Consider the following 24,254-nt stretch of genomic DNA (forward strand, 5'->3'; position numbering starts at 1 on the left):
CCCCGACCAAGGAGACCGCCCGGGTCGGGACTCCGGCCGTAGTGCTTTCCCCGCGCGCGCCGGGCGCGGGGGCCACGGCTGGGCGCGCGGGGCTGCGGCCGGGTGCGGCCGTTCCGGGGCTACGGCTGGGTGTAGCCGCTCAGGAAGTCGCCGATCCTGGTCACCGCGTCGGTGATCTCCTCCGCCCGGGGCAGCGTGACCAGCCGGAAGTGGTCCGGCTCGGGCCAGTTGAAGCCGGTGCCCTGGACCAGCAGGATGCGCTGGGAGCGCAGCAGGTCCAGCACCATCTGGGCGTCGTCCTTGATCTTGTAGACCTTCGGGTCCAGCCGCGGGAACGCGTACAGCGCGCCCTTGGGCTTGACGCAGCTGACTCCCGGGATCTCGTTGAGCAGCCGGTACGCCGCGTCGCGCGAGGCGAGCAGCCGCCCGCCGGGCAGCACCAGGTCGCGGATCGACTGCCGGCCGCCGAGCGCGGCGGCCACCGCGTGCTGGGCGGGCATGTTGGCGCACAGCCGCATCGAGGCCAGCACGGCCAGGCCCTCGATGTAGCTGTGGGCCCGCTGCCGGTCGCCGGAGAGCACCATCCAGCCGGAGCGGAAGCCCGCGACCCGGTACGCCTTGGACAGCCCGTTGAAGGTGACGCAGAAGAGGTCGGGCGCCAGGGTGGCCAGCGGGACGTGCTCGGCGTCGTCGTAGAGGATCTTGTCGTAGATCTCGTCCGCGTAGACCACCAGCCGGTGCCGGCGGGCGATCTCGACGATGCCCTCCAGCACTTCGCGCGGGTAGACCGCGCCGGTCGGGTTGTTCGGGTTGATCACCACGATGGCCCGGGTCCGGTCGGTGACCTTGGCCTCGATGTCGGCGAGGTCCGGGTACCACTCGGCCTGCTCGTCGCAGCGGTAGTGCACCGCGGTGCCGCCGGCCAGCGAGACCGAGGCGGTCCACAGCGGGTAGTCGGGCGCCGGGACGAGCACCTCGTCGCCGTCGTCCAGCAGCGCGGTCATGGCCAGCTGGATCAGCTCGGAGACGCCGTTGCCGAGGAAGACGTCCTCGACGCTCAGCCCGTGCAGGCCGCGGTCCTCGTAGTGCATGACCACCGCGCGGCGGGCGGCGAGCAGGCCCTTGGAGTCGCCGTACCCGTGCGCGGTCGAGAGGTTGCGCAGGATGTCCTGGAGGATCTCCGGCGGCGCCTCGAAGCCGAAGACGGCGGGGTTGCCGGTGTTGAGTTTGAGGATGCGGTGGCCCTGTTCCTCCAGCCGCATCGCCTCGTCGAGTACCGGGCCGCGGATGTCGTAGCAGACATTGGCGAGCTTGCTGGACTGGATGACCTGCATGCCTGCCTACTTTAGGGGCACCTCCGGGCACTTCGGTGCGCGTCCCGGGACGCGCACCGAAGTGCCCGGAGTGGCCTCCTTGGATCGGCAGGCGGGGGTGTCAGCCGACCTTCCAAACCAGGGGCGCGGTGTCCATGATGTTCCCGTACGTGAGGAAGCCGGGCGGGGTCTCGTTCGGGACGAGATAGACGGCACACAGCTTGACGGACTGCCCGTCCGCGAGCGTGACCAGCGACCGGGTGTCGCACCGCGGGATCGCCGGTCCGGCCGTGGCGCCCAAGGCGCTCGGGCCGGCCGCCGGGTCGGCGTTGTCCGGCCCGCAGGCCGACAGCGCCAGGACGAGCGCCGCCGCCGGCAGGCCGGCCGCGATTCTCCGGATGGACTGGGTCTTCGTCATGGTCGTTCCCCCGTTGGATGATGTGCTCGGTGCGCCCCGCCCGGTCCCCGGGTTTCGCACGGACGTGCGGGCGTGCGGACGTGCGGGCGTGCGGGCGTTGATCGAAAGGGGGTGCGCCGGTGATGGTAGCCGCAGTCGGCGCGGTGCTGGCCGCATTTCTGGTGGCTCCGCTGCTGCGCGGGCTGGTCGCCAGGTTCGCCGTGCCGGAGGGCGAACCCTGGTGCGGTGCCTGCCCGTTGTGCGGGCGCGAGGTGCGGCTGCTGCCGCCCACCGGGCGCTGTCCGGGCTGTCGGGAGCGGCTGGGCGCGGGCGCCTGGTCGGTGGAGCTGGTGGCGGCCGTGGTCGCTGCCGGGCTGGCGTACGCGGCGGACGGGCCGTCGGCCGCGGCGCTGGGCTGGGCGGCCGGGCTCGGCGTGGTGCTCGGCTTCGTCGACGCCCGGGTGCGCCGGCTGCCGTACCGGCTGACCCTGCCGCTGGCCGGCGGGGTGGCGGCCCTGCTGGCGGTGGCGGCGCTGGCCGCGGGGCGCCCGGGGGTGCTGCTGCGCTGCCTACTGGTGGCCCTCGCGGTCGGGGCCCTGCTCGAACTGGCGGTCTGGATCGGCGCGTTGGGCCCGGGTGACTCCCCGCTGGGGTTCGCCCTGGGCGGGCTGCTCGGCTGGTACGGCTGGCCGGTGGCGGTCGGCGGGCTGTTCGCCGCAGTGGTGCTCGCCGGGCTCTGGGCGATCCTGCGGGCCGCCGTCGCGCTGGCCCGCCGGCGCCCGGTGCGCGGGCTCGACGTCCCGGTCGGACCGTTCCTGCTGCTCGGCGCGCTGCTGGCGGTGCTGGCCCGGTAGCGTCCGGGCCCGGGAGGCCGGACCGGACGGGGCGCTACCGGGCCCGGACGCGGGAGGGCCCGCCGTACCGGGTCGGGTACGGCGGGCCCCGCCGCCGGCGCGCGGGCCCCACCCTCAAGGAGCGGCGCGCCGGTGGGGGATGTGGCGGTGGGGGTTACGGCATCTTGTGGACGAACGGGCCGACCGCGTTGGAGAACGCGTTGCCGTTGTTGGCGTCCCAGTTGGTGGACCAGGTCATCGCGCCGCGGATGGTCGGCCACTTGGCCGGCGGGACGAAGCTGCCGCAGTTGTTGCCGGTGGCCAGGCAGTCCAGCGCGTTGTTCACCACGGTCGGCGAGACGTAGCCGCCGCCGGCCGCCTTGGCGGAGGCGGGGACGCCGATGCCGACCTGGTCGGGCCGCAGGCCGCCCTGGATGTGGTTGCAGACCTGCGAGGTGATGAAGTCGATGGTGCCCTGGTTGTAGACCTTGCCGTCGCAGCCGTTCATGCCGCCCGAGTTGTAGAACTGGGTGTTGACGACGGTGAGGATGTCCTTGGTGTTCAGCGCCAGCTGGAAGTAGGCGCCGGCGGTGCTGTACATCCCGATCGTCTCGGGCGCCATGGTCAGGATGAAGCCGGGGCCGACCTTGGCCTGGAGGGTGTGCAGCGCGTTGCCGAGCGGGCCGGCCTGGACGCCGTTCTCCAGGTCGACGTCGATGCCGTCGAAGCCGTAGTCCTTGATGATCGCGTAGGCGCTGTTGGCGAAGTTGTTGCCGGCGGTGGCGTCGCCGACGGTGATCGCGCCGTTCTGGCCGCCGATGGAGAGGACGACCTTCTTGCCGGCCGCCTGCTTGGCCTTGATGTCGGCGCGGAACTGCGCGTCGCTGTAGCCGCCGAGGGCCTTGGACAGGCCGGGGTCGAGGGTGAAGCTGATCGCGCCGGTCTGGGTGGGCACGGCGTCGGCGAAGGACACCGCGATGATGTCGTAGGCGCTCTGCACGTCGCCGAGGCGCTGCGGGGTCGAGCCGTTGTCGAAGTTCTGCCAGTAGCCGGTGACGGCGTGCGCGGGCAGGCCGGTGGGCGGGGTGGTGGCGGTCGCGGTGGCCGTGGGGGTCGGCGTGGCGGTCCGGGTGGGCGTCGCGGTCGGGGTCGCGGTGGCCGTCGGCGTGCCGGTCGCGGTGGGGGAGGAGGTCGCGGTGGCCGTGGCGGTCGGCGACGGGGTGGCGGTGGCGGTCGGGCTCGGGGTGGACGGGCCGCCGGGGCCGATCAGGCTCACGTCGTCGGCGAGGTAGGCGCTCTGGCCGTACCAGCCGTGCAGGTAGACGGTGACGCTGGTGGCGTTCGCGCCGGTGGTGAAGGTGGAGGACAGCTGGTTCCAACTGTTCTGGTTCGACCAGGTGGACGGGTCGGTGCCGCCGGTGCCGCGCGCACCGAGGTAGACGTACGGGCCCTGGACCCAGGCGCTCAGCGTGTAGCTGGTGTTGGGCAGCACGCTGATGGTCTGGGTGCACTCGGCGGTGTCGCCGGCGCCCGGGGTGGCCTGCAGCGCGCCGGTGCCGGAGTGGACCGGGGAGGAGACGGTGGTCGCCGCGCCGGCGCAGTTCCAGCCGCCCAGCCCGCTGTCGAAGCCGCCGTTGGTGACCAGGTTGCCGACGGCCGCGCTGGCGCCGCCGGCGAAGAGGGCCAGGCCGCCGCCGGCCAGGGCGAGGGCGGTGGCGCCGGCCGCGACGGCCGGGAGGGGGCTGCGCCGGCGCTTGTGCGCGGGCTGGTTCAGCGTACGGGCCATGGGGTGACGCTCCTGGGGAGGGAGCGGCCGCCGCGGTGGGGGGCGCGGCGGCCGCGTGTGGGGGAGGGGAGGTCCGTCGTGGTGCGTGGGGTCGTCGTACGTGGGGGTGGGCGACCGCGGTGGCGCATGGGAGTGCACGGTGGTGCGTGGGGGTGGGGCGGGGCCGTGGGGTTCGTTCCGCCTTGGATCAAAAGCTGGACTAGACCATTGCCGGTCGTCAAGCATTGGACAGTCGGCTTACGGATTCTTTAAGGATTCGGAGACCGTTCCGTGTCCGCCGTCGGAGCGGCCGGGGAAGGCCCGCGACACGCCCGCCGGGACGGACTCCGTACAGGACCGTGACCAGACCGCTACCTGCGGCTTTACCGTGTGCCTGCCCGCCGGAGTAGGCTGCGCCGGGGCGTTGACGCACCAGCTGAAACGAGCACGGAGGGGCCGGGAATCATGGGTCTGCGCGATGTCGCCGAACGGACGCCGGGTCTGCGTACCCTGCTGGGCGGGATGTACGGGCTCTACGGCCGCCGGGTCGAGGTCCACCTCGCCCGCACCCCGCACCACATCGGCGTGATCCTGGACGGGAACCGCCGCTGGGCGAAGGCCGCCGGGGGCACCACCGTGTACGGCCACCAGCGCGGCGCCGACAAGATCAGCGAGTTCCTCGGCTGGTGCGACGAGACCCACGTCAAGGTCGTCACCCTCTGGATGCTCTCCACCGACAACCTCGACCGCCCCGCCGACGAGCTCGTCCCGCTGCTGGGCATCATCGAGGACGCCGTGACCGGGCTGGCCGCCGCCCGCCGCTGGAAGGTCCACCCGGTCGGCGCACTGGACCTGCTCCCGCAGCACACCGCCGACGTGCTCAAGCGGGCCGCCGACGAGACCGCCGACATCGACGGCATCACGGTCAACGTCGCGGTCGGCTACGGGGGCCGGCACGAGATCGCCGACGCCGTCCGCTCGCTGCTCCAGGAGCACGCCGGGCGCGGCACCTCGATCGAGGAACTGGCCGAGATCCTCGACGTCGAGCACATCGCCGAGCACCTCTACACCCGCAACCAGCCCGACCCGGACCTGATCATCCGCACCTCGGGCGAGCAGCGCCTGTCCGGTTTCCTGCTCTGGCAGAGCGCGCACAGCGAGTTCTACTTCTGCGAGGCGTACTGGCCGGCCTTCCGCAAGGTCGACTTTCTGCGGGCGCTGCGGGCGTTCGAGCAGCGCAACCGGCGACTGGGCCTCTGAACGGGTGAAGTGACCGCCGTAGGGCTGGCCTACCCGGAGCCCTCGTGAGGCCAAACGTTCACCGGCAATGATCCGTCAGTTCGCCGGGGGCGCGAATGCACCGCCCCTCGCCTGGGAATACTCCAGGCAGTCCGGTCCCGAGGCCACCGGGGCAGCGGGGGCCGGCTTGCCGCGGATGACGCAGGGTCATCCGCTCTGGAGGCCTAGTGGTCAGTTCCAAGAGCCGCCGGACGCCAGACCGGCGCACGTACGTTCTCGACACCAGCGTGCTCCTGGCGGACCCGCTCGCCATGACCCGCTTCGAGGAGCACGAGGTCGTCCTGCCGGTGGTGGTCGTCACCGAGCTGGAGGCCAAGCGGCACCACCCGGAGCTGGGCTACTTCGCCCGCCAGGCGCTGCGACTGCTCGACGACTACCGCATCCGCCACGGACGGCTCGACGAGCCGATCCCGGTCGGCGAGCTCGGCGGCACCATCAGGGTCGAGCTCAACCACTCCGACCTGTCGATACTGCCGGCCGGTTACCGGGTCGGCGGCGGCGAGGCGGACTCGCGGATCCTCGCGGTCGCCCGCAACCTCCAGGCCGAGGGGTACGACGTCACGGTCGTCTCCAAGGACCTGCCGCTGCGGATCAAGGCCAGCTCGGTGGGCCTGCTCGCCGAGGAGTACCGGGCCGAGCTCGCCATCACCTCCGGCTGGACGGGGATGTCCGAGCTGCACGTCCCGGCGGAGCAGGTGGACGCGCTGTTCGCGGCCGGCCACGACGCCGCCGTGGACGTCGAGGGGGCGGACGAGCTGCCCGTGCACACCGGGCTGGTGCTCACCTCGGAGCGCGGCCGGGCGCTCGGCCGGGTGACCGGTGACGGCCGGGTCCGGCTGGTGCGCGGCGAGCGCGAGGCGTTCGGACTGCGCGGGCGCAGCGCCGAGCAGCGGGTGGCGCTGGACCTGCTGCTCGATCCGGACGTCGGCATCGTCTCGATGGGCGGCCGGGCGGGCACCGGCAAGTCCGCGCTGGCGCTGTGCGCGGGGCTGGAGGCGGTGCTGGAGCGGGGGCAGCACCGCAAGGTGATGGTCTTCCGGCCGCTGTACGCGGTCGGCGGGCAGGAGCTCGGCTACCTGCCGGGCTCCGAGACGGAGAAGATGAGCCCCTGGGCGCAGGCGGTCTTCGACACCCTCTCCGCCGTCACCACCCCGGACGTGATCGAGGAGGTGATCTCGCGCGGGATGCTGGAGGTGCTGCCGCTGACCCACATCCGGGGCCGCTCGCTGCACGACGCCTTCGTGATCGTGGACGAGGCCCAGTCGCTGGAGCGGAACGTCCTGCTGACGGTGCTGTCCCGGATCGGCCAGGGTTCGCGGGTGGTGCTCACCCACGACGTGGCGCAGCGCGACAACCTCCGGGTGGGCCGGTACGACGGCGTGGTGGCGGTGGTGGAGAAGCTGAAGGGGCATCCGCTCTTCGCGCACATCACGCTCACCCGCTCGGAGCGTTCGCCGATCGCGGCGCTGGTCACGGAGATGCTGGAGGACATCCACCCGTGATCCGTCCCTGACCAGGACATAGTCGGACAATACGGTCAACTCTTGATGTGGGGCCCGCTCCTGACGGGGCGGGCCCTCATCCCTTTCATCACATCGAGTGCTTTCCGTCCGAAGAACTCCCGTGCGGTGAATGTGACGTGCGCCACGCGAACGGGAATTGCGTCGACAGCGTCCGGTGCGGCATGGTGAGGGTTCTGTCAGGCCCCGCGTACGGCGTGGCAGGGCTTTCGGACTCCACGGGTCCGGCCCCGAATGGTCCACCAACTCCGGTCGGTGGGCGCACAATTGAAGACCGATGAGCCGTACGCCGCCCGATTCCAACGCCCGGTCGCCTCACCTCGGCCGGACGCCGGGCCAGCACCTCCCGTGACCAGAGCACCTGCGGAGGTCAGTGCCAAGGGGTATGTTGCGCCCGCACGGTCACGCGTGGGCATGCTGGAAGGAATCCATGTGACTCGGATCTCGGTCCGGGGAGTCGCTGTGGCCTCCGCCACCGCCGTCACCGCTGTCGGTGCCGTCGTGGGTGTGGCCTCGGGCAGCGAGGGCAAGACGACGCAGACGGTCGACGTCGCGGGCGCGACCCTGCTTGCCGAAGTCCCCTCTGGCTCCCAGGCGCAGACCATCAGTGACAACATCGGCCAGCAGGCATCCGCCCAGCAGGCCTCCGCCGACGCCGCGGCCAAGGCCGCCGCCGAGCAGAAGGCCGCCGAGGAGGCCGCGCGCCAGAAGGCCGCCGCGGACGCCCAGGCGAAGGCCGATGCCCAGGCCAAGGCCGACGCGGACAAGGCCGCCAAGGCCGCCGAGGACAAGCGCAAGGCCGACGAGGCCGCTGCCAACCGTTCCAAGGCGCGTTCGGCGATGGCCGCCACCGACAACAGTGCCCCGCCGGTCTCGGTCAGCCCCGGATCCGTCCAGGACATCGCCCGGCAGGTCGTCGGTGACGACGCCCAGTTCCAGTGCTTCAGCCAGATCGTGAAGCGCGAGAGCGGCTGGGACTACACCGCGACCAACCGGAGCTCCGGCGCGTACGGCCTGGTCCAGGCGCTGCCCGGCACCAAGATGGCCTCGGCCGGCGCCGACTGGCGCACCAACCCGGCCACCCAGATCAAGTGGGGCCTGGGCTACATGAACAGCCGCTACGGCAGCCCCTGTGGCGCCTGGTCGTTCTGGCAGTCGCACAACTGGTACTAGGAGCCGCCACCGCCCGGCGGTGGACTCCGGTACGGCCCCCGGCCGCTCGTCTCGCCCGACGAGCGACCGGGGGCCGTCGCGTTCCCGCCCACCGGGAGCCGGGTCGGGCCGCGCCGCCCGGGCTGCGCTGACCAGTGCGCCTGCGGGCGGTGCGGGCCCGGTGCGGACGCGGGGCGCGGGAAGGGGTCCTGGTTGCTTCCCGCGCCGGCCGGTCCGCCGACAGTTGGTCCGTGGTCCGAGGCCACGCTCTCCCCGGGCGCCCCGTTTCGACTCCTCCCCAGCGGTTCCGGTCCGAAACCATCTGAAACCTGGCGTTTTGCCCCGGTTTGATGACGAGGTTGTTCGAGCCGAACCCGGCGGGGGCCGGACTCGCCGCCCCGCCGCCGGGTAGCGTCATCCCTGACGGCCGTGTCGGGACCCACGGCGTACCGCCGGGCACGGCGGCTCAGCAGGGGAGCGGTGGTAGCGAGGATGGCGCGGGGCGGAAAGGCCTTCAAGGCCGTGGCCAAGGGCATGGCCGTGGTGGCGAGCGCGGCCGCCGTGATCGAACGGCGCCGGCGTGCCGCGATGGCGGCCGACCCGCACGAGCTCGCCGTCCCCGCACTGGCCGAGGCGCCCGATCCGGTGCCGGCCCCGCGGGTCGAACCCGCCGCGGTGCCGGCCGCCGCCCCGGCGGCCCCCGCGCCGGCCGCACCGCCCGGCCTGGCACGGGAGTACCACCCCGGTCGGCCCGCCACCCCGGCCGAGGCCGTGCCCTGGGGGCTGCGGGTGGCCGCCGAGTCGACCTGGCGGCTGCTGCTGCTCGGCGGCGCGCTCTACGTCGTCTTCTACATCGTCGACATGCTGCGGCTGGTCGCCTTCGCGGTGCTGGCCTCGCTGCTGATCTCCGCACTGCTGGAGCCGACGGTCTCCTGGCTGCGCCGGCACGGGGTGCCGCGCTCGCTGGCGGCGGGCGGGGTGTTCCTGAGCGGTCTGGCCGGAATCGGGCTGGTCGGCTGGTTCGTGGTCTGGCAGGTGTCCACCAACCTGTCGACGGTCACCAGCAAGGTGAAGGACGGCGTCGACCAACTGCGGGACTGGCTGAGCACCGGGCCGCTGCACCTGACCCAGCAGCAGATCAACGACTACGCCGACCAGATCGGCAAGGCGATCACCACCAACACCGACCAGATCACCTCGGCCAGCCTGACCGGCGCGCAGATCGCCGTCGAGGTGCTGACCGCCGTGGCGCTGGCCTTCTTCACCACCTTCTTCTTCCTCTACGACGGCTCGCGAATCTGGAACTGGGCGTTGCGCGGACTGCCCCGGCACTCCCGCTTCGCCATGGCCGGCGCCGGCCCGAAGGCCTGGGCGACGCTCACCGCGTACGTGCGCGGCACCGTCTGCGTGGCCTTCATCGACGCGGTCTGCATCGGCATCGGCATCGATCTGCTGGGCGTGCCGATGGCGATGCCGCTGGCCGTGATCATCTTCCTGGGCGCCTTCGTCCCGCTGGTCGGCGCACTCGTCACCGGCACGGTCGCGATGCTGATCGCCCTGGTCACCGAGGGGCCGTGGACGGCGCTGATGGTGCTGATCGTGCTGGTCGCGGTGATGCAGATCGAGAGCCACATCCTGCAGCCGCTGATCCTCGGCCGGGCCGTGCGGGTGCACCCGCTGGGCGTCGTCCTCGGCGTCGCGGCCGGCGGCATCATCGGCGGCATCGGCGGTGCGGTGGTGGCCGTCCCGCTGATCGCCGTCACCAACACCGTGATCACCCACCTACGCCGGCGCAACGAGGCCGGCCAGGCCGTCTTCACCGCCATGGAGGCCGCCCGCGAGGCCGCGGGCCGGACCTCCGCCGCCCCGGCCGCGGACGGCTGAGGCCGAAGCGCAACGCCGACGGGCCCTCCCGGACGTGGTGTCCGGGAGGGCCCGTCGGCGTTGGTGCGGGGTCCGTCAGGCGCCGGCGGCGGCGAGGGCGGCCTCGGAGTCGAGGACACCCGCCACGGCCTGGAGGACGGCGGCGATCTTCATCGAGGCCTGGACGACCTCGCGCTCGACACCGGCCTTGCGCAGCACGGCCTCGTGCGAGTCGAGGCACTGGCCGCAGCCGTTGATGGCCGAGACGGCGAAGCACCAGAGCTCGAAGTCGACCTTCTCGACGCCCGGGGTGCCGATGATGTTCATCCGCAGACCGGCCCGCATCGTGCTGTACTCCTTGTCGGAGAGCAGGTGCAGCGTCCGGTAGTAGACGTTGTTCATCCCCATGATCGCGGCCGCGCCCTTGGCGGCGGTGTACGCCTCCGGGGAGAGGTTGGCCTTGGCCTCGGGCTCCAGCTCACGCAGCACGGCGGCGCTGCGGGTGGCCATCGCGCAGGACAGCACGGTGCCCCAGAGCTGCTGGGCGGGGAGGTCGGAGTTGCCGATGACCGAGCCCAGGTTGAGCTTGAGGTCCTTGGCGTAGTCCGGGAGGGCGGCCTTCAGGTCGTCGAGGGCCATGGGTCAGCCCGCCAGCAGGGCCTGGGCGTCGAGGGTGTCCTCGCCCTTGGTCCAGTTGCACGGGCACAGCTCGTCGGTCTGCAGGGCGTCCAGCACCCGCAGGACCTCCTTGGGGTTACGGCCGACGGAGCCGGCGGTCACCATGACGAACTGGATCTCGTTGTTCGGGTCGACGATGAACACCGCGCGCTGGGCGGTGCCGTCGGCGCCCTCGACGCCGCAGGCACGCATCAGGTCGTGCTTGACGTCGGCCAGCATCGGGAAGGGCAGGTCGCGCAGGTCCTTGTGGTCCTTGCGCCAGGCGTGGTGCACGAACTCGGAGTCGCCGGAGACGCCGAGGATCTGGGCGTCGCGGTCCGCGAACTCGTCGTTCAGCTTGCCGAACGCGGCGATCTCGGTCGGGCAGACGAAGGTGAAGTCCATCGGCCAGAAGAAGACGATCTTCCACTTGCCCTCGTAGGACTTGTGGTTGATCTCGGCGAAGGCGTTCGCGGCGTCCAGGTCGACGCAGGCGTTGAGTTCGAACTCGGGGAACTTGTCACCGATCGTGAGCACGTTCGCTTCTCCTGAAGTGAGACTGAGGGGAGTTTTGTCCGGATTCCGGACACGCCCTACGTTTCCACATCGTGGACTGATCAGGGAAATAGCTACACTTGATGTGTCTGATCGGAGATGGCTATCAGTACCGAACCGCCCACGTCGCGGCCCCGCCCCCGCAGGGCCGCCGCCGCCAAACCCGAGACCGCTGTGGCGAGCGCCACAGTCCGCAGCCCCCGGGCGCCGACCGTCGCCCAGCTCAAGGCCTTCCTCGCGGTCGCCGAGCACCGGCACTTCCGGGAGGCCGCCGCTGCCACCGGGACCAGCCAGCCGGCCCTGTCCGGGGCGGTCGCGGCGCTGGAGGAGTCGCTGGGCGCGCAGCTGGTCGAGCGTACGACGCGCAGAGTGATTATCACCCCCCTGGGTGAGCGCGTGCGCGAGCACGCACGCCGGGTGCTCGCCTCGCTGCAAGCCCTCACCGAGGAGGTCGAGGCCGCCCGCCGCCCGTTCACCGGGCCGCTGCACCTCGGCGTCATCCCGACCGTCGCGCCCTACCTGCTGCCCACCGTGCTGCGGCTGGTCCGCGACCGCTTCCCGGAGCTGGAACTGCACGTCCACGAGGAGCGCACCCCCGCGCTGCTGGAGGGGCTGGCCGCCGGACGGCTGGACGTCCTGCTGCTCGCGCTCCCGGCCGGCGGCACCTCGCCGACCCGCGACATCCCGCTGTTCGACGAGGACTTCGTCCTGGTCACCCCGCCCGACCACCCGCTCGCCGGGCGGATCGACGTCCCGCGCGACGTGCTGCTCGACCTGGACGTGCTGCTGCTGGAGGAGGGCCACTGCCTGCGCGACCAGGCCCTCGACATCTGCCGTGAGGTCGGCGTTGATCCCGGGGGCTCCACCACCCGCGCGGCCGGCCTGTCCACGCTGGTCCAACTGGTCGCCGGCGGCCTCGGCGTGACGCTGCTGCCCGCCACCGCGCTGGACGTCGAGGCCGGCCGCACCGACCGGCTGGCCGCCGTCCGCTTCGCCGCCCCGGCCCCCGGACGCCGGATCGGGCTGGCCACCCGGCCGGGTTCGGCCCGCAGCGCCGAGTACGAGCGCTTCGCGGCCGCGCTGCGCGAGGTGCTGGCCGAACTCCCGGTCCGGATCGCGTCCTAGCGGCCTTGCGGAGTCATGGGGTCACGGCTTCGCCGGGGCGCCGAGGCAGAGCCCGACGGTGGTGGCCACCAGCAGGTTCAGGGCCCGCAGGGTGTCGTGGTCGGGCTGCTCGCCGGGCGCGCGCAGGGCCAGGTAGCGGTCGGTGAGGCCGTCGAAGCCGGTGAGGAAGTGGACGGAGATCTCCTCGGCGGGCGTGGCCAGTTCGAGGCCGTGCGCCTCGGCGAGGGCGGTGAGCATCTCCGCCGCCGTGCGCTCGATCCCGTGCTGGAGCGCCCGCATGATCTCCTGCAGGTCCGGGTCGCGCGTCGCCAGCGCCGCGAACTCGCTCAGCAGCACGCAGCGCCCGTCCGTGCCGGTCGAGCTCTCCCAGAGCGCGTGGACCAGGGTGGCGACCTGCTCGCCGAAGGAGCCGTCGCCCGGGTAGGCGGCGCGGACGTGGCCGATGAACTCGGCGGTCAGCTGCTCGACGACGGCCCGGTAGAGGTCCTTCTTGGTGCCGAAGGTGTAGTGCACCGTCGCCTGCGCCACGCCCAGCTCGGCCGCGATCGCCCGGGTGCTGCCGGCGGCGACCCCCTCCCGGGTCATCAGGTCGATGGCGGCCTGGACCAGTTGCGGTCGGCGTTCGGAGGCGGGGACATGAGCCATCCAGCCAGGGTATCGCCATGGTCGGATAACTGCGTCGAACGATTCTGTCATTCGATTCTGTCGACCAACTTTGTCACCTGACAAGGTTGCGCGTACGGTGGGTCGAGACCTGTTCAGGCACCTGCCTGCCCGACGACCTGACCGAGGGGTCACCCATGGCCACGTACCTCTACCGACTGGGCCGCTACTGCTTCCGGAGACGGCGGGCGGTGCTGGCGGTCTGGATCGCCGTGCTGATCGCGATCGGCGGGGCCGCGGGTGCCTTCGCCGGCAAGACCAGCGACGAGTTCAAGGTGCCGGGCACCGAGGCGCAGACCACCCTGGACCGGATCAAGGACACCTTCCCGGAGCAGGGCCACGGCTCCGCCCAGGTCGTCTTCGCGGCCCCCGCGCCCGGTGGCGCCACCACGCCCGAGGCGGGCAGGGCGGTCAGCGAGGCGGTCGCCCGGATCGCCGCCGTCCCCGGCGTGGCCGCCGTGCCCGACCCGTACGCCACCCACGCCGTCTCGCCGGACGGCCGGGTCGCGATCGCCCTGGTCTCCTTCGACCACAAGCTCGCCGACGTCACCGACCAGCAGCGCGAGGCCGTCAAGGCCGCCGCCGAACCGGCCCGCGCGGCCGGGCTGGACGTCGCCTTCGGCGGCGACGCGTACAACCGGATGGCACAGGTCGACGGCGGCGAGGCGATCGGTCTGGCCGTGGCCGGAGTGGTCCTGGTGGTCACCCTCGGCTCGCTGGTCGCCGCCGGGCTGCCGCTGCTGACCGCGTTGGTCGGGGTCGGCGTGGCGATGGCCGCGATCATGGCGCTGTCCGGCTCGTTCGAGATCATCACCACCGCGCCGGTGCTGGCCCTGATGGTCGGTCTCGCCGTCGGCATCGACTACGCGCTGTTCATCCTCTCCCGGCACCGCCGCCACCTGGACGAGGGCCTGGAGCCGGACGAGGCCGCCGCCCGCGCCACTGCCACCGCCGGCAGCGCCGTCGTCTTCGCCGGTCTCACCGTCGTCGTGGCGCTCGCCGGGCTCGCGGTCGCCGGCGTCCCCTTCCTGACCGTGATGGGCCTGGCCGCCTCCGGCGCCGTCGTGGTGGCCGTCCTGGTCGCGATCACGCTGCTGCCCGCGCTGCTCGGCTTCGCCGGCCGCGCCATCGACCGGCTGCCGGTCTGGAAGCGGGCGCTGCGCACCGGCGGCCGCACCACCCTGGGCGAGCGCTGGGGCCGCTTCGTGGTCCGCCGCCCGCTGGCCGTGCTGCTCGTCGGACTGGCCGGACTGGGCCTGCTCGCGGTGCCCGCCGCCAGCCTCCAGCTCGGCCTGCCGGGCGGCGGTTCGCAGGCCGCCGGCACCGATGCGCGCAAGGCCTACGACCTGGTCGGCGAGAGCTTCGGGCCTGGCTTCAACGCGCCGCTGGTGGTCGTCGTGGACGCCGGGGGCGCGCCGCAGCCGGAGCAGGCGGTGCAGGGGGTGGCGGCCGGGCTGCAGACCCTGCCGGGCGTGCGGACACTGCTGCCCCCGGCCGTCGACCGGGCCGGAAGCACCGCCCTGCTCACCGTCATCCCGCAGACCGGACCGGACGACGCCGGCACCAGGACGCTGGTCAACGAGATCCGCGACCAGCGCGCGCCGCTCAAGGCCTCGACCGGCGCGGACATCGCCGTCACCGGCACCACCGCCGCCAACATCGACGTCTCCACCAAGCTCGGCCAGGCACTGCCGCCGTTCCTCGCGGTGATCGTCGGCATCGCGGTGGTGCTGCTGGCGCTGGCGTTCCGCTCGGTGCTCGTCCCGCTCAAGGCGGTGGCCGGCTTCCTGCTCAGCATCACCGCCTCGCTCGGCGCGGTGGTCGCGGTCTACCAGTGGGGCTGGCTGGACGGCCTGATCGACGTGCCGAAGGTCGGGCCGGTGGTGAGCTTCGTGCCGATCCTGCTGATCGGCGTGCTGTTCGGGCTGGCGATGGACTACGAGCTGTTCCTGGTCTCCGGGATGAAGGAGCAGTACGTCCACGGGAAGGCGCCGAGGGACGCCGTGGTGGCCGGGGTGCGCGGCGGCGCCCGGGTGGTCACGGCGGCGGCGCTGATCATGGTGTCGGTGTTCGGCTCGTTCGTCTTCGGCCACGACCCGATCGTGCAGCCGATCGGCTTCGCCCTCGCGGTGGGCGTGCTGGTGGACGCCTTCGTGGTGCGGATGGCGCTGGTGCCGGCCGCGATGGCGCTGTTCGGCAAGGCCGCCTGGTGGTTCCCGAAGCGGCTGGAGAAGGTGGTGCCGCGGGTCGACATGGAGGGCGAGCAGCTGATCGCGCGGCTGGAGCAGCGGCCGGCGAAGGAGCCGGTCGGGGTCTGAACCACCAGGGCGCTCGGCGGGCCGCTCCCGTCGGGCGCCCGTGCGTCACACCAGCCGCGGCTCGACGGGCGAGCCGCTGTTCGACGGGCGGCCGCGGGCGGTTATGGCAGCCGTGGCTCGACGGGCGGTTGGGGCAGTCGCTGCTCGAACCAGACCACCTTGCCGGTGCCCAGCCGGGTGGCGCCCCAGCGGTCCGCGCACCGGGCCACTATCTGCAGGCCGCGACCGCGTTCGTCCTCCGGCCCGGTACGGCGCGGCCGCGGCAGCAGCGGGCTGTCGTCGCCGACCTCGCAGCGCAGCCGGGTGGTGCGCACCAGGCTCAGGGTGACCGGGCGGGTCGCGTGCTGGACGGCGTTGGTCACCAGCTCGCTGATCATCAGCTCGGTCGCCTCGCTGAGCTCGCCGAGTCCCCAGCGGCGCAGCGTGTGGGCGGCCAGCCGGCGGGCCCGGCCGGGTGTCTCGTTGCGCGGCTGGAGGTACCAGTGCGCGACGTCCCCGGCCGGGATGCCGTCGAAGCACGCGCCCAGCAGGGCGATGTCGTCGCCGCGGTCGCCGGGCGGCAGGATCCGCAGCGCCTCCTGGCACAGTTGCTCGGGCGACTGCCAGCGGGCGGCGGCGATCCGGGCGCGGAGCACCTCCAGGCCGTCGCTGATCGGGCGGCTGCGGGTCTCCACCAGGCCGTCGGTGAACAGCAGCAGGGCCGAGCCGGGCGGGGCGGGCAGTTCGACCGAGTTGAAGTCCACCCCGCCGACCCCGATCGGGGCCCCGGAGTCCAGCTCCACCAACTCGGCGGTTCCGTCCGGCCGGACCAGGACGGGCGGGACGTGCCCGGCGTTGGCCAGCACCACCCGGTTGGCGATCGGGTCGTACACCGCGTACACGCAGGTCGCCAGGTGCTGTTCGCGGCCGAGTCGTTGGGCCTGCTCGTCCAGGTGGTAGAGCACCTCGTGCGGCGGCAGGTCGAGGGCGGCCAAGGTCTGGGCGCTGGTGCGCAGTTGGCCCATGATGGCGGCCGAGGTGAGCGAGTGGCCCATCACGTCGCCGACGATCAGGGCGACCCGGTTGCCGGGCAGTGGCACGGCGTCGTACCAGTCGCCACCGACCTGCGCGCCGCGCTCGCCTGGCAGGTAGCGCTGGGCGAGGCGGACGCCGTGCGGCTGCGGCAGGCGCAACGGCAGCATGCTGCGCTGGAGTTCGTTGGCTATCTCCCACTCGCGGGCGTACCGCAGGGCGGTGTCCACCGCGAGCCCCGCCTGGGTGGCGAGGTGCGCGGCGGTCGCGGTGTCGGCGGCGTCGAAGGCGGGCCGGCCGGTGCGTTCAGGAGGGCGGCGGATCAGCACCAGCAGGCCGAGTACGGCCTTGCGGCCGCGCAGCGGCAGGGCCAGCACCGACGTGCCCGCGGCCAGCCGGGCCAGCCCGCGGGTGCCGTACAGCTCGCGGAGCAGTGCCTCGGTGCGTTCGGCGCCGGGCGCGCCGAGCACCGCGGACTCGGCGGGGCGGCGGCTCAGCAGGGCGTGCGCGAGCGCCCCGCCGCGGGTCACCGGGGTGGCGGGGCCGGTGTCGGCGGTGGAGCGGGAGCCGTACCGGGAGCGGTGCCGGTCGTCCGCGCCGCTGGGCCGGCCGCGCCGTCCGATCCGGGTGCCGGTGCTGTGGTGGATCCGCAGCTCGTCCGGGAAGCCGGGTTCGCGTTCGACGTTGGGCAGCGGGTCGCGCAGGTGGACCACGGCGGCGTCGGCCAGCGTGGGGACGAGCACCCGGCCGATGTTGCGCAGGGTCGCGGACAGGTCGAGCGCGCTGTTGATCCGCCGGGTGGCCAGGTCGAGGTAGCCGAGCCGGCCCGCCACGTCCTCGCGCTCCGGGCGCGCGGTCGGTTGGAGCGCCGGTGCCGGTGCCGGTGCTGGTGTCAGGGGCAGGGCGCGCTGGCCCGGGACGGCAGGCGGCTGTCCGGCCTCGGTCTTGAGCTGGTCGCGCACGGGCTGCCTGTCCTGGATTCGGTGTGGTCTCTGTGGTGGTCTGCGGTGTCCTGCTGGCGGGCCCTGCTGCCGTGCGGTGGGTCAGCCGACGCGTCGACAGCACAGGAACAGCTGTTCCTCCGGCGGCAGCATGGTGCTGGCCGGCGCGTACGGATGCCCCGAGCACTCCTCGACGGCGAAGCCCGCCGTGACGAGAACCCGCTCCAGATCCTCCCTCAGATACCCACTGATCCGCAGCTCTCTGCCAAGGAACGGAAGCGGAACGTGATCCAGATCCGCCTCGACCATACCGAGCGCCAGCAGTCCGCCCGGCCGGAGGAGTTCGCGCAGCCGCGCGAGCACGGTCGGGATCTCGTCCTGCGGCAGCAGGATCAGCGAGAAGAACGCGGTGACGGCGGCGAACCCGTCCTTGCCCAGCGGCCCCAGCCCGGGGGCGTTCCAGACCTGCCCGGCGCGCTCGGTGGCCAGATCGAACAGGTCGATCCGATGGAACTCCGGCGGGTGTTCGCCCGGGAACCGGGCCTGCCGGGCCAGCGAGAGCATCACGTCCGAGAGGTCTATCCCGGTCACCCGCAGCCCGCCCGCGACCAGCTGCCGTACGGTCGGGTCCCCGGTGCCGCAGCCCACGTCCAGCACCCGCGCGCCGGGTTCGAGCTCGGCCAGCAGCTGCCGTCCGCAGGCCAGCTGCCCGTCCTTGGCGGGGAACGCCTCGCTGTACCCGGCGCCGATGGTGTCGAAGGCGACGGCTTGCAGGGCACGCGCCGCCCGGCGCCGCCGCACGTCTGGCTCGTCGTCTCCCGCGTCCTCGTCGACGGGGAACGAGTCGGATATCTGTCCGGTCGTCACGATTGAGAGGCACCCTTCCACCCGTGGCCTCCGGCCGGCTGCACGCGGCCGCACGGGAGCGGGATGCCGTCCGCCCCGGCGCCCGTCCTGCCTCGCCGGCCCACACGTTGCCGGCAGACACTCGTGTGTGTACTGGCATCTGAGAATATGCGTGATCTCTGTGCCATGGGGTCCCTTTCCAGCCAACTCGTCATGCTTGGGCCGGTGTGGACGGGGTTGCGGAAGCACGACGGTGCGGGCTGGGGTGGTGCGCGCGGGCTCCGCGCGCCGCCTGGCGCGCCGTGGCGGAACGACTGACCTGCGGTTTCGCCGGGGCGAGGGCGGGCCGTCGGGCGTTTATCGAACGTCAATCGCCGGAGTGCAGAGTGGAGTCCAGCGCCGGGGAAGCGTTGAGGGCGCTCCCGCAGCCGGGGGGCTGCGGGGGCGCCGACGCGCACAACGGGGGTGGGGGCTCTGCCGGGGGGCGGAGACCTACGGCGCTGGGGAAGATGGGGGAGGCTCGGTGTGCTGTTGGGAGATGAGGTCCGCCACGGGGGAGGCCTCCGGCACACCGAGCCGCGTGAAGATCGCGTGCGCCTCGCGCAGGCAGGCGAGTCCGCGCGCGGGCTGCGCCAGCGCGAGCAGCGCCTCGCCGAGGGTGGCGTTCGCGAGGCCCTGGCAGTAGGCGGAGTCCAGTTCCTGGGCGATCACGAGCGACTCCTCGGCGGCTTCGGACGCCTCCCCGTGCTGCCCGGACGCGAGTAGCGCCGAGGACAGCCGGGCGAGGGTGTAGCCCTCCCAGAGCGGGTTCTGCTGGGACTGGAAGAGCTGGTGCGCCTCCCGCAGGTGCGGGACGGCCTCACCGGTGGAGAGCACCACGCCGAGCTGGTAGAGGGTCTGGGCGAGCAGGGGTCCGTTCTCGGACGTCCGCGCGACGGCGACGCCGTCGCGGGCGGAGCGGATCGCCGTCTCGGTCATGCCGAGCCGGTTCTGCACCCGGGCGATGTTGCTGATCAGCCTGGCCTCGCCGATTGCCGTGCCGACCACCCGGCCGATGGCGAGAGCCTGTTCGAGGAACGGCAGTGCCTCGGCCGGGCGGTTGCCGACGCTCAGGGTCCAGCCCAGCGTGTTGGCCGCGGCCATGCGAAGAACGGTCGGGGCGTCCGGTGCCTGGTGGTCGAGGCTGAGCCGGAGGGACTGCTCGGCCTCCTGGAAGTCGCTGGTGACGGACTGCAAGGTGCCGAGCGCGAAGTACACCCGGGCCAGCCCGGCCGAGTCGCCGCGACGTTCCGCGGCCCGGCCGATGGTCTCCAGGATCCGACGCACCCGGGGCCCGCGCGTCGGGTCCGGGTCGAGGCTGAACAGGAGGTTCAGCAGGTCGACCGCCGCGCGCTGCAGGGTGCCGGAGCCGTTCGCGGTCGCCTCGACGGCGCTGAGCAGCAGGGTGCCCTCGGTACGGAGCCAGTCCTGTGCGGACCGGCTCGTCGGCAGGCCGAGGCCCGGCGAAGCGGGTGTGGTCAGCAGCTCCGGCAGCGGGTCGTCCGGCTCGACGGCCTCGGCAGCGTTGCGGACGGTCGGGATCAGCAGGTCGAGCAGCCGCAGTACTGCCTGTTCCTGCTCCTCGGTGTCCCCGATCCGCTCGTTCTGGCGCTGGGCGTACAGCCGGAGCAGGTCGTGGTAGCGGTAGCGGCCGGGGGTGAAGCACTCCAGCATGTTCGCTTCGACCAGCGCCTCGGCGAGGTCCTCGGCGGTGTACTCGTTCGCGCCGAGCAACGCCGCGGCGGCGGGCAGGGGGATGTCCGGGGAGTCGATCAGGGCGAGCAGCCGAAAGGCACGGGCCTCGTCCGTGGAGAGCTGCCCGTAGCCGAGTCCGATGGTGGTCTCCACGGCGAGGTTGCCGAGCTGGAGTTCGTCCAGTCGCCGCCGCTGGTCGGCTAACCGTCTGGCCAGGTCGGAGACGCTCCAGCGCGGACGGCTGGCCAGGCGGGCGGCGGCGATGCGGACGGCGAGCGGCAGGAACCCGCAGGCGGTGACCACCTGCATGGCCGCCTCCGGTTCGGCGGCGACCCGCTGCTCGCCGACGATGGCCGAGAACAGCGCCAGCGCTTCGTTCGGGGTCAGTTCCTCGACGTCGAACAACTGCGCACCCGGGATGCCGGCCAGCCGGGAACGGCTGGTGGCGAGCACGGCGGAGCCGGAGACGCCGGGGATCAGCGGTCGGATCTGCTCGGCGTCGCGCGCGTTGTCGAGCAGAATGAGCATCCGCCGGCTGGCGAGCAGCGACCGGTAGAGGGCGGAGCGCTGTTCGAGCGAGTCGGGGCTGTCGGTGACACCGAGCGCGTGCAGGAAGTCGCCCAGGACGGCCACCGGGTCGGCCGGCGAGGTGCCGGCGCCGCGCAGGTCGACGTACAGCTGCCCGTCCGGGAACTCGCCGCGGACGCGGTGGGCGACGTGGACGGCGAGGGTGGTCTTCCCGACCCCGCCGATACCGGCCAGCGAAGTCACCACCACGGCCTGGCCGGTGGCGTTCATCAGGACCGTCGAGAGGTCGCTCACCAGATCGGTGCGGCCACTGAAGTCCGATACGTCGGCCGGGAGTTGGGCGGGCGCCGGGGGAGCGGCCGGACCGTCCTCGCGGCTCGCCGGGGCAGGTACGGCCGGGAGGGCGAGCGTCGGGTCCGCCGCCAGGATGCGGGCGTGCATCGCGGACAGGCCGGCTCCGGGTTCGACCCCGAGCTCGTCGATGAGGAGCTTGCGGGTGTCGGTGTAGACGCCGAGTGCTTCGGCCTGGCGTCCGCAACGGTACAGAGCGAGCATCAGCAGCTCGCGCAGCCGTTCCCGCAGCGGGTGTTCGGCGGTGAGGGTGTTGAGTTCGCCGACGATCTCGGCGTGCAGGCCGATGTCGAGGGCGGCGGTGCACAGCTCTTCGGAGGCGGCGACCTGGCGTTCGGCCAGTCGCAGCCGCTGCACCTCGGCGTAGGGGCCGGGGATGCCGGTGAGCGGGCGGCCGCTGAACAGTTCCAGGGCCTGCGTCAGCAGCCGGTGCGTCCCGGGCTTGTCGCCGGAGGCCCGGGCGGCTGCGGCCTCGGCGGAGAGCTGTTCGAAGCGCGTCAGGTCGAGAGAGTCGCCGGGGATCCGCAAGGCGTAGCCGTCGGCGACCGAGATCAGCAGTGCGGCGGGCGTGCGCACCTCGCGGCGCGGCTCGATGACGGCGCGTAGGCGCGAGACGTAGGTGCGCAGCGCGGCCACGGCCTGGGCGGGCGGCCGGTCGCCCCACAGGCTGTCAACGAGGTCCTGGGTGGTGACGGGGCGGCCGGAATGCAGCAGAAGCGCGGTGAGAATCGCCTGCTGCTGAGGGGAACCGAGGGAAAGGGGCTTCCCGTCGAGCCAGGCCTGGACCGGGCCGAGGACCTGGAAGCGCAGCGCAGGCGCAGGCGGCGTCTTCCGAAACTCCATGAAGTCCCCTGATGGCCTGTTGTGTTGATTTCGCGAAGGGCGCGTTCGGCGGTGCGCCGTGGTGCTTCAGCTTAGGCGGACGCCCGACTCTGCCGGACGGCACCGCAAGCCGCACGATGTTTATCGGACATTTAATCAACCCTACGATACTGTCCGCACGCCCGTGCCACGGAGGTCGGGCGGGACACATTTGATGACCGAAAGGCGGCCGCCCAATGGCCAACGACCAGAGCGAGACCCCGGTGCCGTCGACGCCCGACAACGCGGCGCAGACCCCGGCCCCGGAGGCCGCTGTGGAGGCGGGCAAGGCTGTCGAGGGTGCGGTGGCCGCGTCCTCGGACTCGACCGGGTACGCCGAGCCGACCGCTGCCCAGAAGGCCGAGCTCGAGAACGGCCTGTTCGGTGACGAGGCCGAGCACGTGGTGGAGCCTGCCGCTCCGGCCACGGGCGGGCCGGGCAAGCGGTACGAGCCCGAGAGCGTCATCTCCGGCCACCCGTAAAGCGGATCGACCCGGTGCCCCCGGTGCCCCCGTTCGGGCGCGGGGGCACCGGCCGTTTCGCGTTCGCCAATTGCCGTCCGCGCCGGCCGGTGGCCGATTCGATCGGGCTGATTCGGGTGGCTGATTCGAGCCCGTGGTGCACGCATGGTGACCGGTGTTATCCGTAACGTGCCCGGCGGCGGGCCCGGCGCGTTCCGGAATTCCGGATTCACCGGGGGGATTGCAGGCCCCGAATACCGTGGTTTGCGTGGATTTTGCCGCAATTACCGGCCTGATCACATTCAGGTGAATCGCGGGGTGTCGGGGGCAGGGTCGATGTGTCCGGGTTCGGCGGTCCATTCGCGGCCGCCGCCCTCGGGGCGCAGGTAGTGCTCCCCGCCGATGGTGTCCATGTAGATGCCGGTGCGTCCGGTCCTCCGGTCGAGGACGAGTTCACCCACGTGCGGCCGGTAGGCCGCGGAGTCGCGCTGACGGGTGCTCACCGCACTGCTCCTCGCTGTTCTGGTGCGGGTGCGGCTCCGCGTGGGGGGCCGCGCCCTGGTCGCTGTCCGTGTGTGTGGTGCTCGGCGACTACCCAGCATCTCTAGAGAAGCTAATATCTCTAGAGATGTCAACAGTCGTAGCCGCTTACCGTCGGCCGCGGTCGCGCCTACGATTTGTCCGAGGGAGAGGGAGCGGCGATGACCGGCAGCAGTGGCGACAAACAGCCCAAGTACCAACGGATCGCCGACACGCTGAAGGCGGCCATCGACGACGGCCGCTACCGCGCGGGCGACCGGCTGCCGGGCGAGAACGACCTCATGGACGAGTACGGCGTGGCCCGGATGACCGCCCGCCAGGCGCTCGGCGTGCTGCAGAGCGAGGGCATCGCCGAGGCGCGCCGGGGCGCGGGGGTCTTCGTCCGGGACTTCCGGCCGCTGCGCCGGCGCGGGATCCAGCGGCTGGCGCAGGGGCAGTGGGGCTCGGGCCGGTCCATATGGTCGGCGGACATCGACAACCGCCTGCTGGTGGTCGACCAGGTGTCCGTCACCGAACGGGGCGCGCCGGAGCACGTCGCCCGGGTGCTGGGCGTGGATCCGGGCGCGTCGATGTGCGTACGGCACCGCCGCTTCGTGCTGGACGGCAAGCCGGTGCTGCTGTCGACCTCCTACCTGCCGGCCGGCCTGGTCGCCGGCACGGCCATCACCCGCGAGGACACCGGCCCGGGCGGCACCTACGCCCGGCTGGCCGAGATCGGCGCGAAGCCCGTCCACTTCCGCGAGGAGGTCCGGTCCCGGATGCCCGGCACGGAGGAGGCCACCCGCCTGGAGCTGTCGGCGGGCACCCCGGTCATCCTGATCTGCCGCACCGCCTTCGCCGACGACGGCCAGGTCGTCGAGCTCAACGAGATGATCCTCGACGCCGCCTCGTACGTCCTGGAGTACGACTTCGACGCGTGAGCGCGCGCAACGCGGACGGGGCGGGGTGCGTCGCTACTGGTAGTGGTAGCGGGCCTTGAGGATCATCACTTCCTTCTCGTCGGCCCGGTACACGAGGCGGTGTTCGTCGTCCATCCGGCGTGACCAGTAGCCGGCCAGGTCGCCCTTCAGCGGCTCGGGCTTTCCGATCCCACTGAAGGGGTCGCGCTGGATCTCGCCGACCAGGCGGGTGATCCGCTGAGCCATCTTCCGGTTCGATCCGAGCCAGAACAGGAAGTCCTCCCAGGCGTCCGGGTCGAAGTGGACGCTCCTCACACCTCACCCGCCAGGGCTTCCAATTCCTCCAGGGTCCTGGTGACGCCGGGGTGGCCGGCCTTGTCGCGGGCGACGGCCGCCATGAGCCGCTGGGCGTTGGCGGGAGAGCGCAGGAGATAGATCGTCTCCTGCCACGCGTCGTAGTCCTCGGCCGACATGAGGACCGCGTCCCCGCTCCTGGAGGTGATCCTTATCGGGGCGTGGTCGTCATTGACCTTCTTGATCAACGGGAAGAGCTGGGTGCGTGCCTCGCTCGCACTGATCGCCATCGCCGCGCCTCCATGTCCGTACCGGTTCTCGGTACCGC

21 protein-coding genes are annotated in these 24,254 nt (G+C 72.5%); 9 read left to right on the forward strand and 12 right to left on the reverse strand.

The genetic code is table 11. From position 1 onward, the window contains the following. Positions 1 to 119: 119 nt before the first annotated feature. Both ACIQVZ_RS31505 and ACIQVZ_RS31510 read right to left on the reverse strand, forming a co-directional pair. Entirely contained in the window at positions 120 to 1,334 is a 1,215-nt protein-coding gene (locus tag ACIQVZ_RS31505; protein WP_350879977.1) for a pyridoxal phosphate-dependent aminotransferase, read from the reverse strand. A gap of 100 nt (positions 1,335 to 1,434) precedes the next feature. Beyond that, on the reverse strand, positions 1,435 to 1,731 hold the full coding sequence (locus ACIQVZ_RS31510) for a hypothetical protein (protein WP_402454636.1): 297 nt from the start codon (positions 1,729 to 1,731) through the stop codon (positions 1,435 to 1,437). Between the two features lie 119 nt (positions 1,732 to 1,850). On the opposite strand from ACIQVZ_RS31510, the gene ACIQVZ_RS31515 reads away from it, so the two are divergent. Continuing rightward, a complete protein-coding gene (locus tag ACIQVZ_RS31515) occupies positions 1,851 to 2,564 on the forward strand; it encodes a prepilin peptidase (RefSeq protein ID WP_350879973.1) in 714 nt (237 codons plus the stop codon). A gap of 154 nt (positions 2,565 to 2,718) precedes the next feature. Here ACIQVZ_RS31515 and ACIQVZ_RS31520 read toward each other — a convergent pair whose 3' ends face one another. Then, positions 2,719 to 4,329, reverse strand: coding sequence for a chitinase (locus ACIQVZ_RS31520; RefSeq protein ID WP_402454639.1), 1,611 nt, complete (start codon positions 4,327 to 4,329; stop codon positions 2,719 to 2,721). A gap of 444 nt (positions 4,330 to 4,773) precedes the next feature. Here ACIQVZ_RS31520 and ACIQVZ_RS31525 point away from each other — a divergent pair, with 444 nt between their 5' ends. The 4 genes from ACIQVZ_RS31525 (at position 4,774) to ACIQVZ_RS31540 (ending at position 10,163) form a co-directional block, all read left to right on the forward strand. Next, positions 4,774 to 5,568 (forward strand): isoprenyl transferase, encoded by a 795-nt coding sequence (locus tag ACIQVZ_RS31525; RefSeq protein ID WP_350879969.1) that lies wholly within the window; start codon positions 4,774 to 4,776, stop codon positions 5,566 to 5,568. Between the two features lie 206 nt (positions 5,569 to 5,774). Next, entirely contained in the window at positions 5,775 to 7,109 is a 1,335-nt protein-coding gene (locus ACIQVZ_RS31530; protein ID WP_063347994.1) for a PhoH family protein, read from the forward strand. 432 nt (positions 7,110 to 7,541) lie between these two features. Then, positions 7,542 to 8,300 (forward strand): transglycosylase SLT domain-containing protein, encoded by a 759-nt coding sequence (locus tag ACIQVZ_RS31535; protein ID WP_402454642.1) that lies wholly within the window; start codon positions 7,542 to 7,544, stop codon positions 8,298 to 8,300. Between the two features lie 471 nt (positions 8,301 to 8,771). Beyond that, entirely contained in the window at positions 8,772 to 10,163 is a 1,392-nt protein-coding gene (locus ACIQVZ_RS31540) for an AI-2E family transporter (RefSeq protein ID WP_402454645.1), read from the forward strand. 75 nt (positions 10,164 to 10,238) lie between these two features. Here the strand turns inward: ACIQVZ_RS31540 and ACIQVZ_RS31545 are convergent, their stop codons facing one another. After that, positions 10,239 to 10,781 carry an alkyl hydroperoxide reductase gene (locus ACIQVZ_RS31545; RefSeq protein WP_063347992.1) on the reverse strand — a complete coding sequence of 181 codons (543 nt, stop codon included), beginning with the start codon at positions 10,779 to 10,781 and terminating at the stop codon, positions 10,239 to 10,241. Between the two features lie 3 nt (positions 10,782 to 10,784). Next, the gene (locus tag ACIQVZ_RS31550; protein WP_063347991.1) at positions 10,785 to 11,336 is read right to left on the reverse strand and encodes a peroxiredoxin; all 552 of its coding nucleotides are present in this window, start codon (positions 11,334 to 11,336) and stop codon (positions 10,785 to 10,787) included. 117 nt (positions 11,337 to 11,453) lie between these two features. Here ACIQVZ_RS31550 and ACIQVZ_RS31555 point away from each other — a divergent pair, with 117 nt between their 5' ends. After that, positions 11,454 to 12,479 carry a LysR substrate-binding domain-containing protein gene (locus ACIQVZ_RS31555; protein WP_402454649.1) on the forward strand — a complete coding sequence of 342 codons (1,026 nt, stop codon included), beginning with the start codon at positions 11,454 to 11,456 and terminating at the stop codon, positions 12,477 to 12,479. A 21-nt stretch (positions 12,480 to 12,500) separates the two neighbouring features. Here the strand turns inward: ACIQVZ_RS31555 and ACIQVZ_RS31560 are convergent, their stop codons facing one another. Continuing rightward, positions 12,501 to 13,124, reverse strand: a complete 624-nt coding sequence (locus ACIQVZ_RS31560; protein ID WP_402454652.1) for a TetR/AcrR family transcriptional regulator — start codon at positions 13,122 to 13,124, stop codon at positions 12,501 to 12,503. A 155-nt stretch (positions 13,125 to 13,279) separates the two neighbouring features. On the opposite strand from ACIQVZ_RS31560, the gene ACIQVZ_RS31565 reads away from it, so the two are divergent. Then, positions 13,280 to 15,460, forward strand: a complete 2,181-nt coding sequence (locus ACIQVZ_RS31565) for an MMPL family transporter (protein WP_402454654.1) — start codon at positions 13,280 to 13,282, stop codon at positions 15,458 to 15,460. A gap of 101 nt (positions 15,461 to 15,561) precedes the next feature. On the opposite strand, the gene ACIQVZ_RS31570 is transcribed toward ACIQVZ_RS31565, so the two are convergent. The 3 genes from ACIQVZ_RS31570 to ACIQVZ_RS31580 all read right to left on the reverse strand — a co-directional run bounded on the left by ACIQVZ_RS31570 (position 15,562) and on the right by ACIQVZ_RS31580 (position 21,714). Continuing rightward, positions 15,562 to 17,433 (reverse strand): SpoIIE family protein phosphatase, encoded by a 1,872-nt coding sequence (locus ACIQVZ_RS31570; protein ID WP_402454657.1) that lies wholly within the window; start codon positions 17,431 to 17,433, stop codon positions 15,562 to 15,564. 81 nt (positions 17,434 to 17,514) lie between these two features. After that, positions 17,515 to 18,279, reverse strand: a complete 765-nt coding sequence (locus tag ACIQVZ_RS31575; RefSeq protein WP_402454660.1) for a methyltransferase domain-containing protein — start codon at positions 18,277 to 18,279, stop codon at positions 17,515 to 17,517. A gap of 471 nt (positions 18,280 to 18,750) precedes the next feature. Further along, positions 18,751 to 21,714, reverse strand: a complete 2,964-nt coding sequence (locus ACIQVZ_RS31580) for an AfsR/SARP family transcriptional regulator (RefSeq protein WP_402454662.1) — start codon at positions 21,712 to 21,714, stop codon at positions 18,751 to 18,753. A 215-nt stretch (positions 21,715 to 21,929) separates the two neighbouring features. On the opposite strand from ACIQVZ_RS31580, the gene ACIQVZ_RS31585 reads away from it, so the two are divergent. Beyond that, positions 21,930 to 22,214, forward strand: a complete 285-nt coding sequence (locus ACIQVZ_RS31585; RefSeq protein ID WP_402454665.1) for a hypothetical protein — start codon at positions 21,930 to 21,932, stop codon at positions 22,212 to 22,214. A gap of 281 nt (positions 22,215 to 22,495) precedes the next feature. Here the strand turns inward: ACIQVZ_RS31585 and ACIQVZ_RS31590 are convergent, their stop codons facing one another. After that, on the reverse strand, positions 22,496 to 22,696 hold the full coding sequence (locus tag ACIQVZ_RS31590; protein ID WP_402454668.1) for a hypothetical protein: 201 nt from the start codon (positions 22,694 to 22,696) through the stop codon (positions 22,496 to 22,498). A 198-nt stretch (positions 22,697 to 22,894) separates the two neighbouring features. On the opposite strand from ACIQVZ_RS31590, the gene ACIQVZ_RS31595 reads away from it, so the two are divergent. Beyond that, a complete protein-coding gene (locus tag ACIQVZ_RS31595) occupies positions 22,895 to 23,653 on the forward strand; it encodes a GntR family transcriptional regulator (RefSeq protein WP_350879953.1) in 759 nt (252 codons plus the stop codon). A 33-nt stretch (positions 23,654 to 23,686) separates the two neighbouring features. Here ACIQVZ_RS31595 and ACIQVZ_RS31600 read toward each other — a convergent pair whose 3' ends face one another. Both ACIQVZ_RS31600 and ACIQVZ_RS31605 read right to left on the reverse strand, forming a co-directional pair. Further along, positions 23,687 to 23,947: a Txe/YoeB family addiction module toxin gene (locus tag ACIQVZ_RS31600; RefSeq protein WP_363372471.1), complete on the reverse strand. Its 261-nt coding sequence runs from the start codon at positions 23,945 to 23,947 to the stop codon at positions 23,687 to 23,689. Beyond that, the gene (locus ACIQVZ_RS31605) at positions 23,944 to 24,216 is read right to left on the reverse strand and encodes a type II toxin-antitoxin system Phd/YefM family antitoxin (protein WP_063351171.1); all 273 of its coding nucleotides are present in this window, start codon (positions 24,214 to 24,216) and stop codon (positions 23,944 to 23,946) included. The genes ACIQVZ_RS31600 and ACIQVZ_RS31605 overlap by 4 nt, the downstream gene beginning before the upstream one ends. Positions 24,217 to 24,254 lie beyond the last annotated feature (38 nt).

Source organism: Kitasatospora sp. NPDC098663, assembly GCF_044760075.1.
Lineage (GTDB): Bacteria > Actinomycetota > Actinomycetes > Streptomycetales > Streptomycetaceae > Kitasatospora.

Coding starts and splice junctions, on each gene's coding strand:
- ACIQVZ_RS31505 (WP_350879977.1), bottom strand. CDS start 1,334: ATGCAGGTCATCCAGTCCAGCAAGCTCGCCAATGTCTGCTACGACATC.
- ACIQVZ_RS31510 (WP_402454636.1), bottom strand. CDS start 1,731: ATGACGAAGACCCAGTCCATCCGGAGAATCGCGGCCGGCCTGCCGGCG.
- ACIQVZ_RS31520 (WP_402454639.1), bottom strand. CDS start 4,329: ATGGCCCGTACGCTGAACCAGCCCGCGCACAAGCGCCGGCGCAGCCCC.
- ACIQVZ_RS31525 (WP_350879969.1), top strand. CDS start 4,774: ATGGGTCTGCGCGATGTCGCCGAACGGACGCCGGGTCTGCGTACCCTG.
- ACIQVZ_RS31535 (WP_402454642.1), top strand. CDS start 7,542: ATGCTGGAAGGAATCCATGTGACTCGGATCTCGGTCCGGGGAGTCGCT.
- ACIQVZ_RS31540 (WP_402454645.1), top strand. CDS start 8,772: ATGGCGCGGGGCGGAAAGGCCTTCAAGGCCGTGGCCAAGGGCATGGCC.
- ACIQVZ_RS31545 (WP_063347992.1), bottom strand. CDS start 10,781: ATGGCCCTCGACGACCTGAAGGCCGCCCTCCCGGACTACGCCAAGGAC.
- ACIQVZ_RS31555 (WP_402454649.1), top strand. CDS start 11,454: ATGGCTATCAGTACCGAACCGCCCACGTCGCGGCCCCGCCCCCGCAGG.
- ACIQVZ_RS31560 (WP_402454652.1), bottom strand. CDS start 13,124: ATGGCTCATGTCCCCGCCTCCGAACGCCGACCGCAACTGGTCCAGGCC.
- ACIQVZ_RS31565 (WP_402454654.1), top strand. CDS start 13,280: ATGGCCACGTACCTCTACCGACTGGGCCGCTACTGCTTCCGGAGACGG.
- ACIQVZ_RS31580 (WP_402454662.1), bottom strand. CDS start 21,714: ATGGAGTTTCGGAAGACGCCGCCTGCGCCTGCGCTGCGCTTCCAGGTC.
- ACIQVZ_RS31585 (WP_402454665.1), top strand. CDS start 21,930: ATGGCCAACGACCAGAGCGAGACCCCGGTGCCGTCGACGCCCGACAAC.
- ACIQVZ_RS31595 (WP_350879953.1), top strand. CDS start 22,895: ATGACCGGCAGCAGTGGCGACAAACAGCCCAAGTACCAACGGATCGCC.
- ACIQVZ_RS31605 (WP_063351171.1), bottom strand. CDS start 24,216: ATGGCGATCAGTGCGAGCGAGGCACGCACCCAGCTCTTCCCGTTGATC.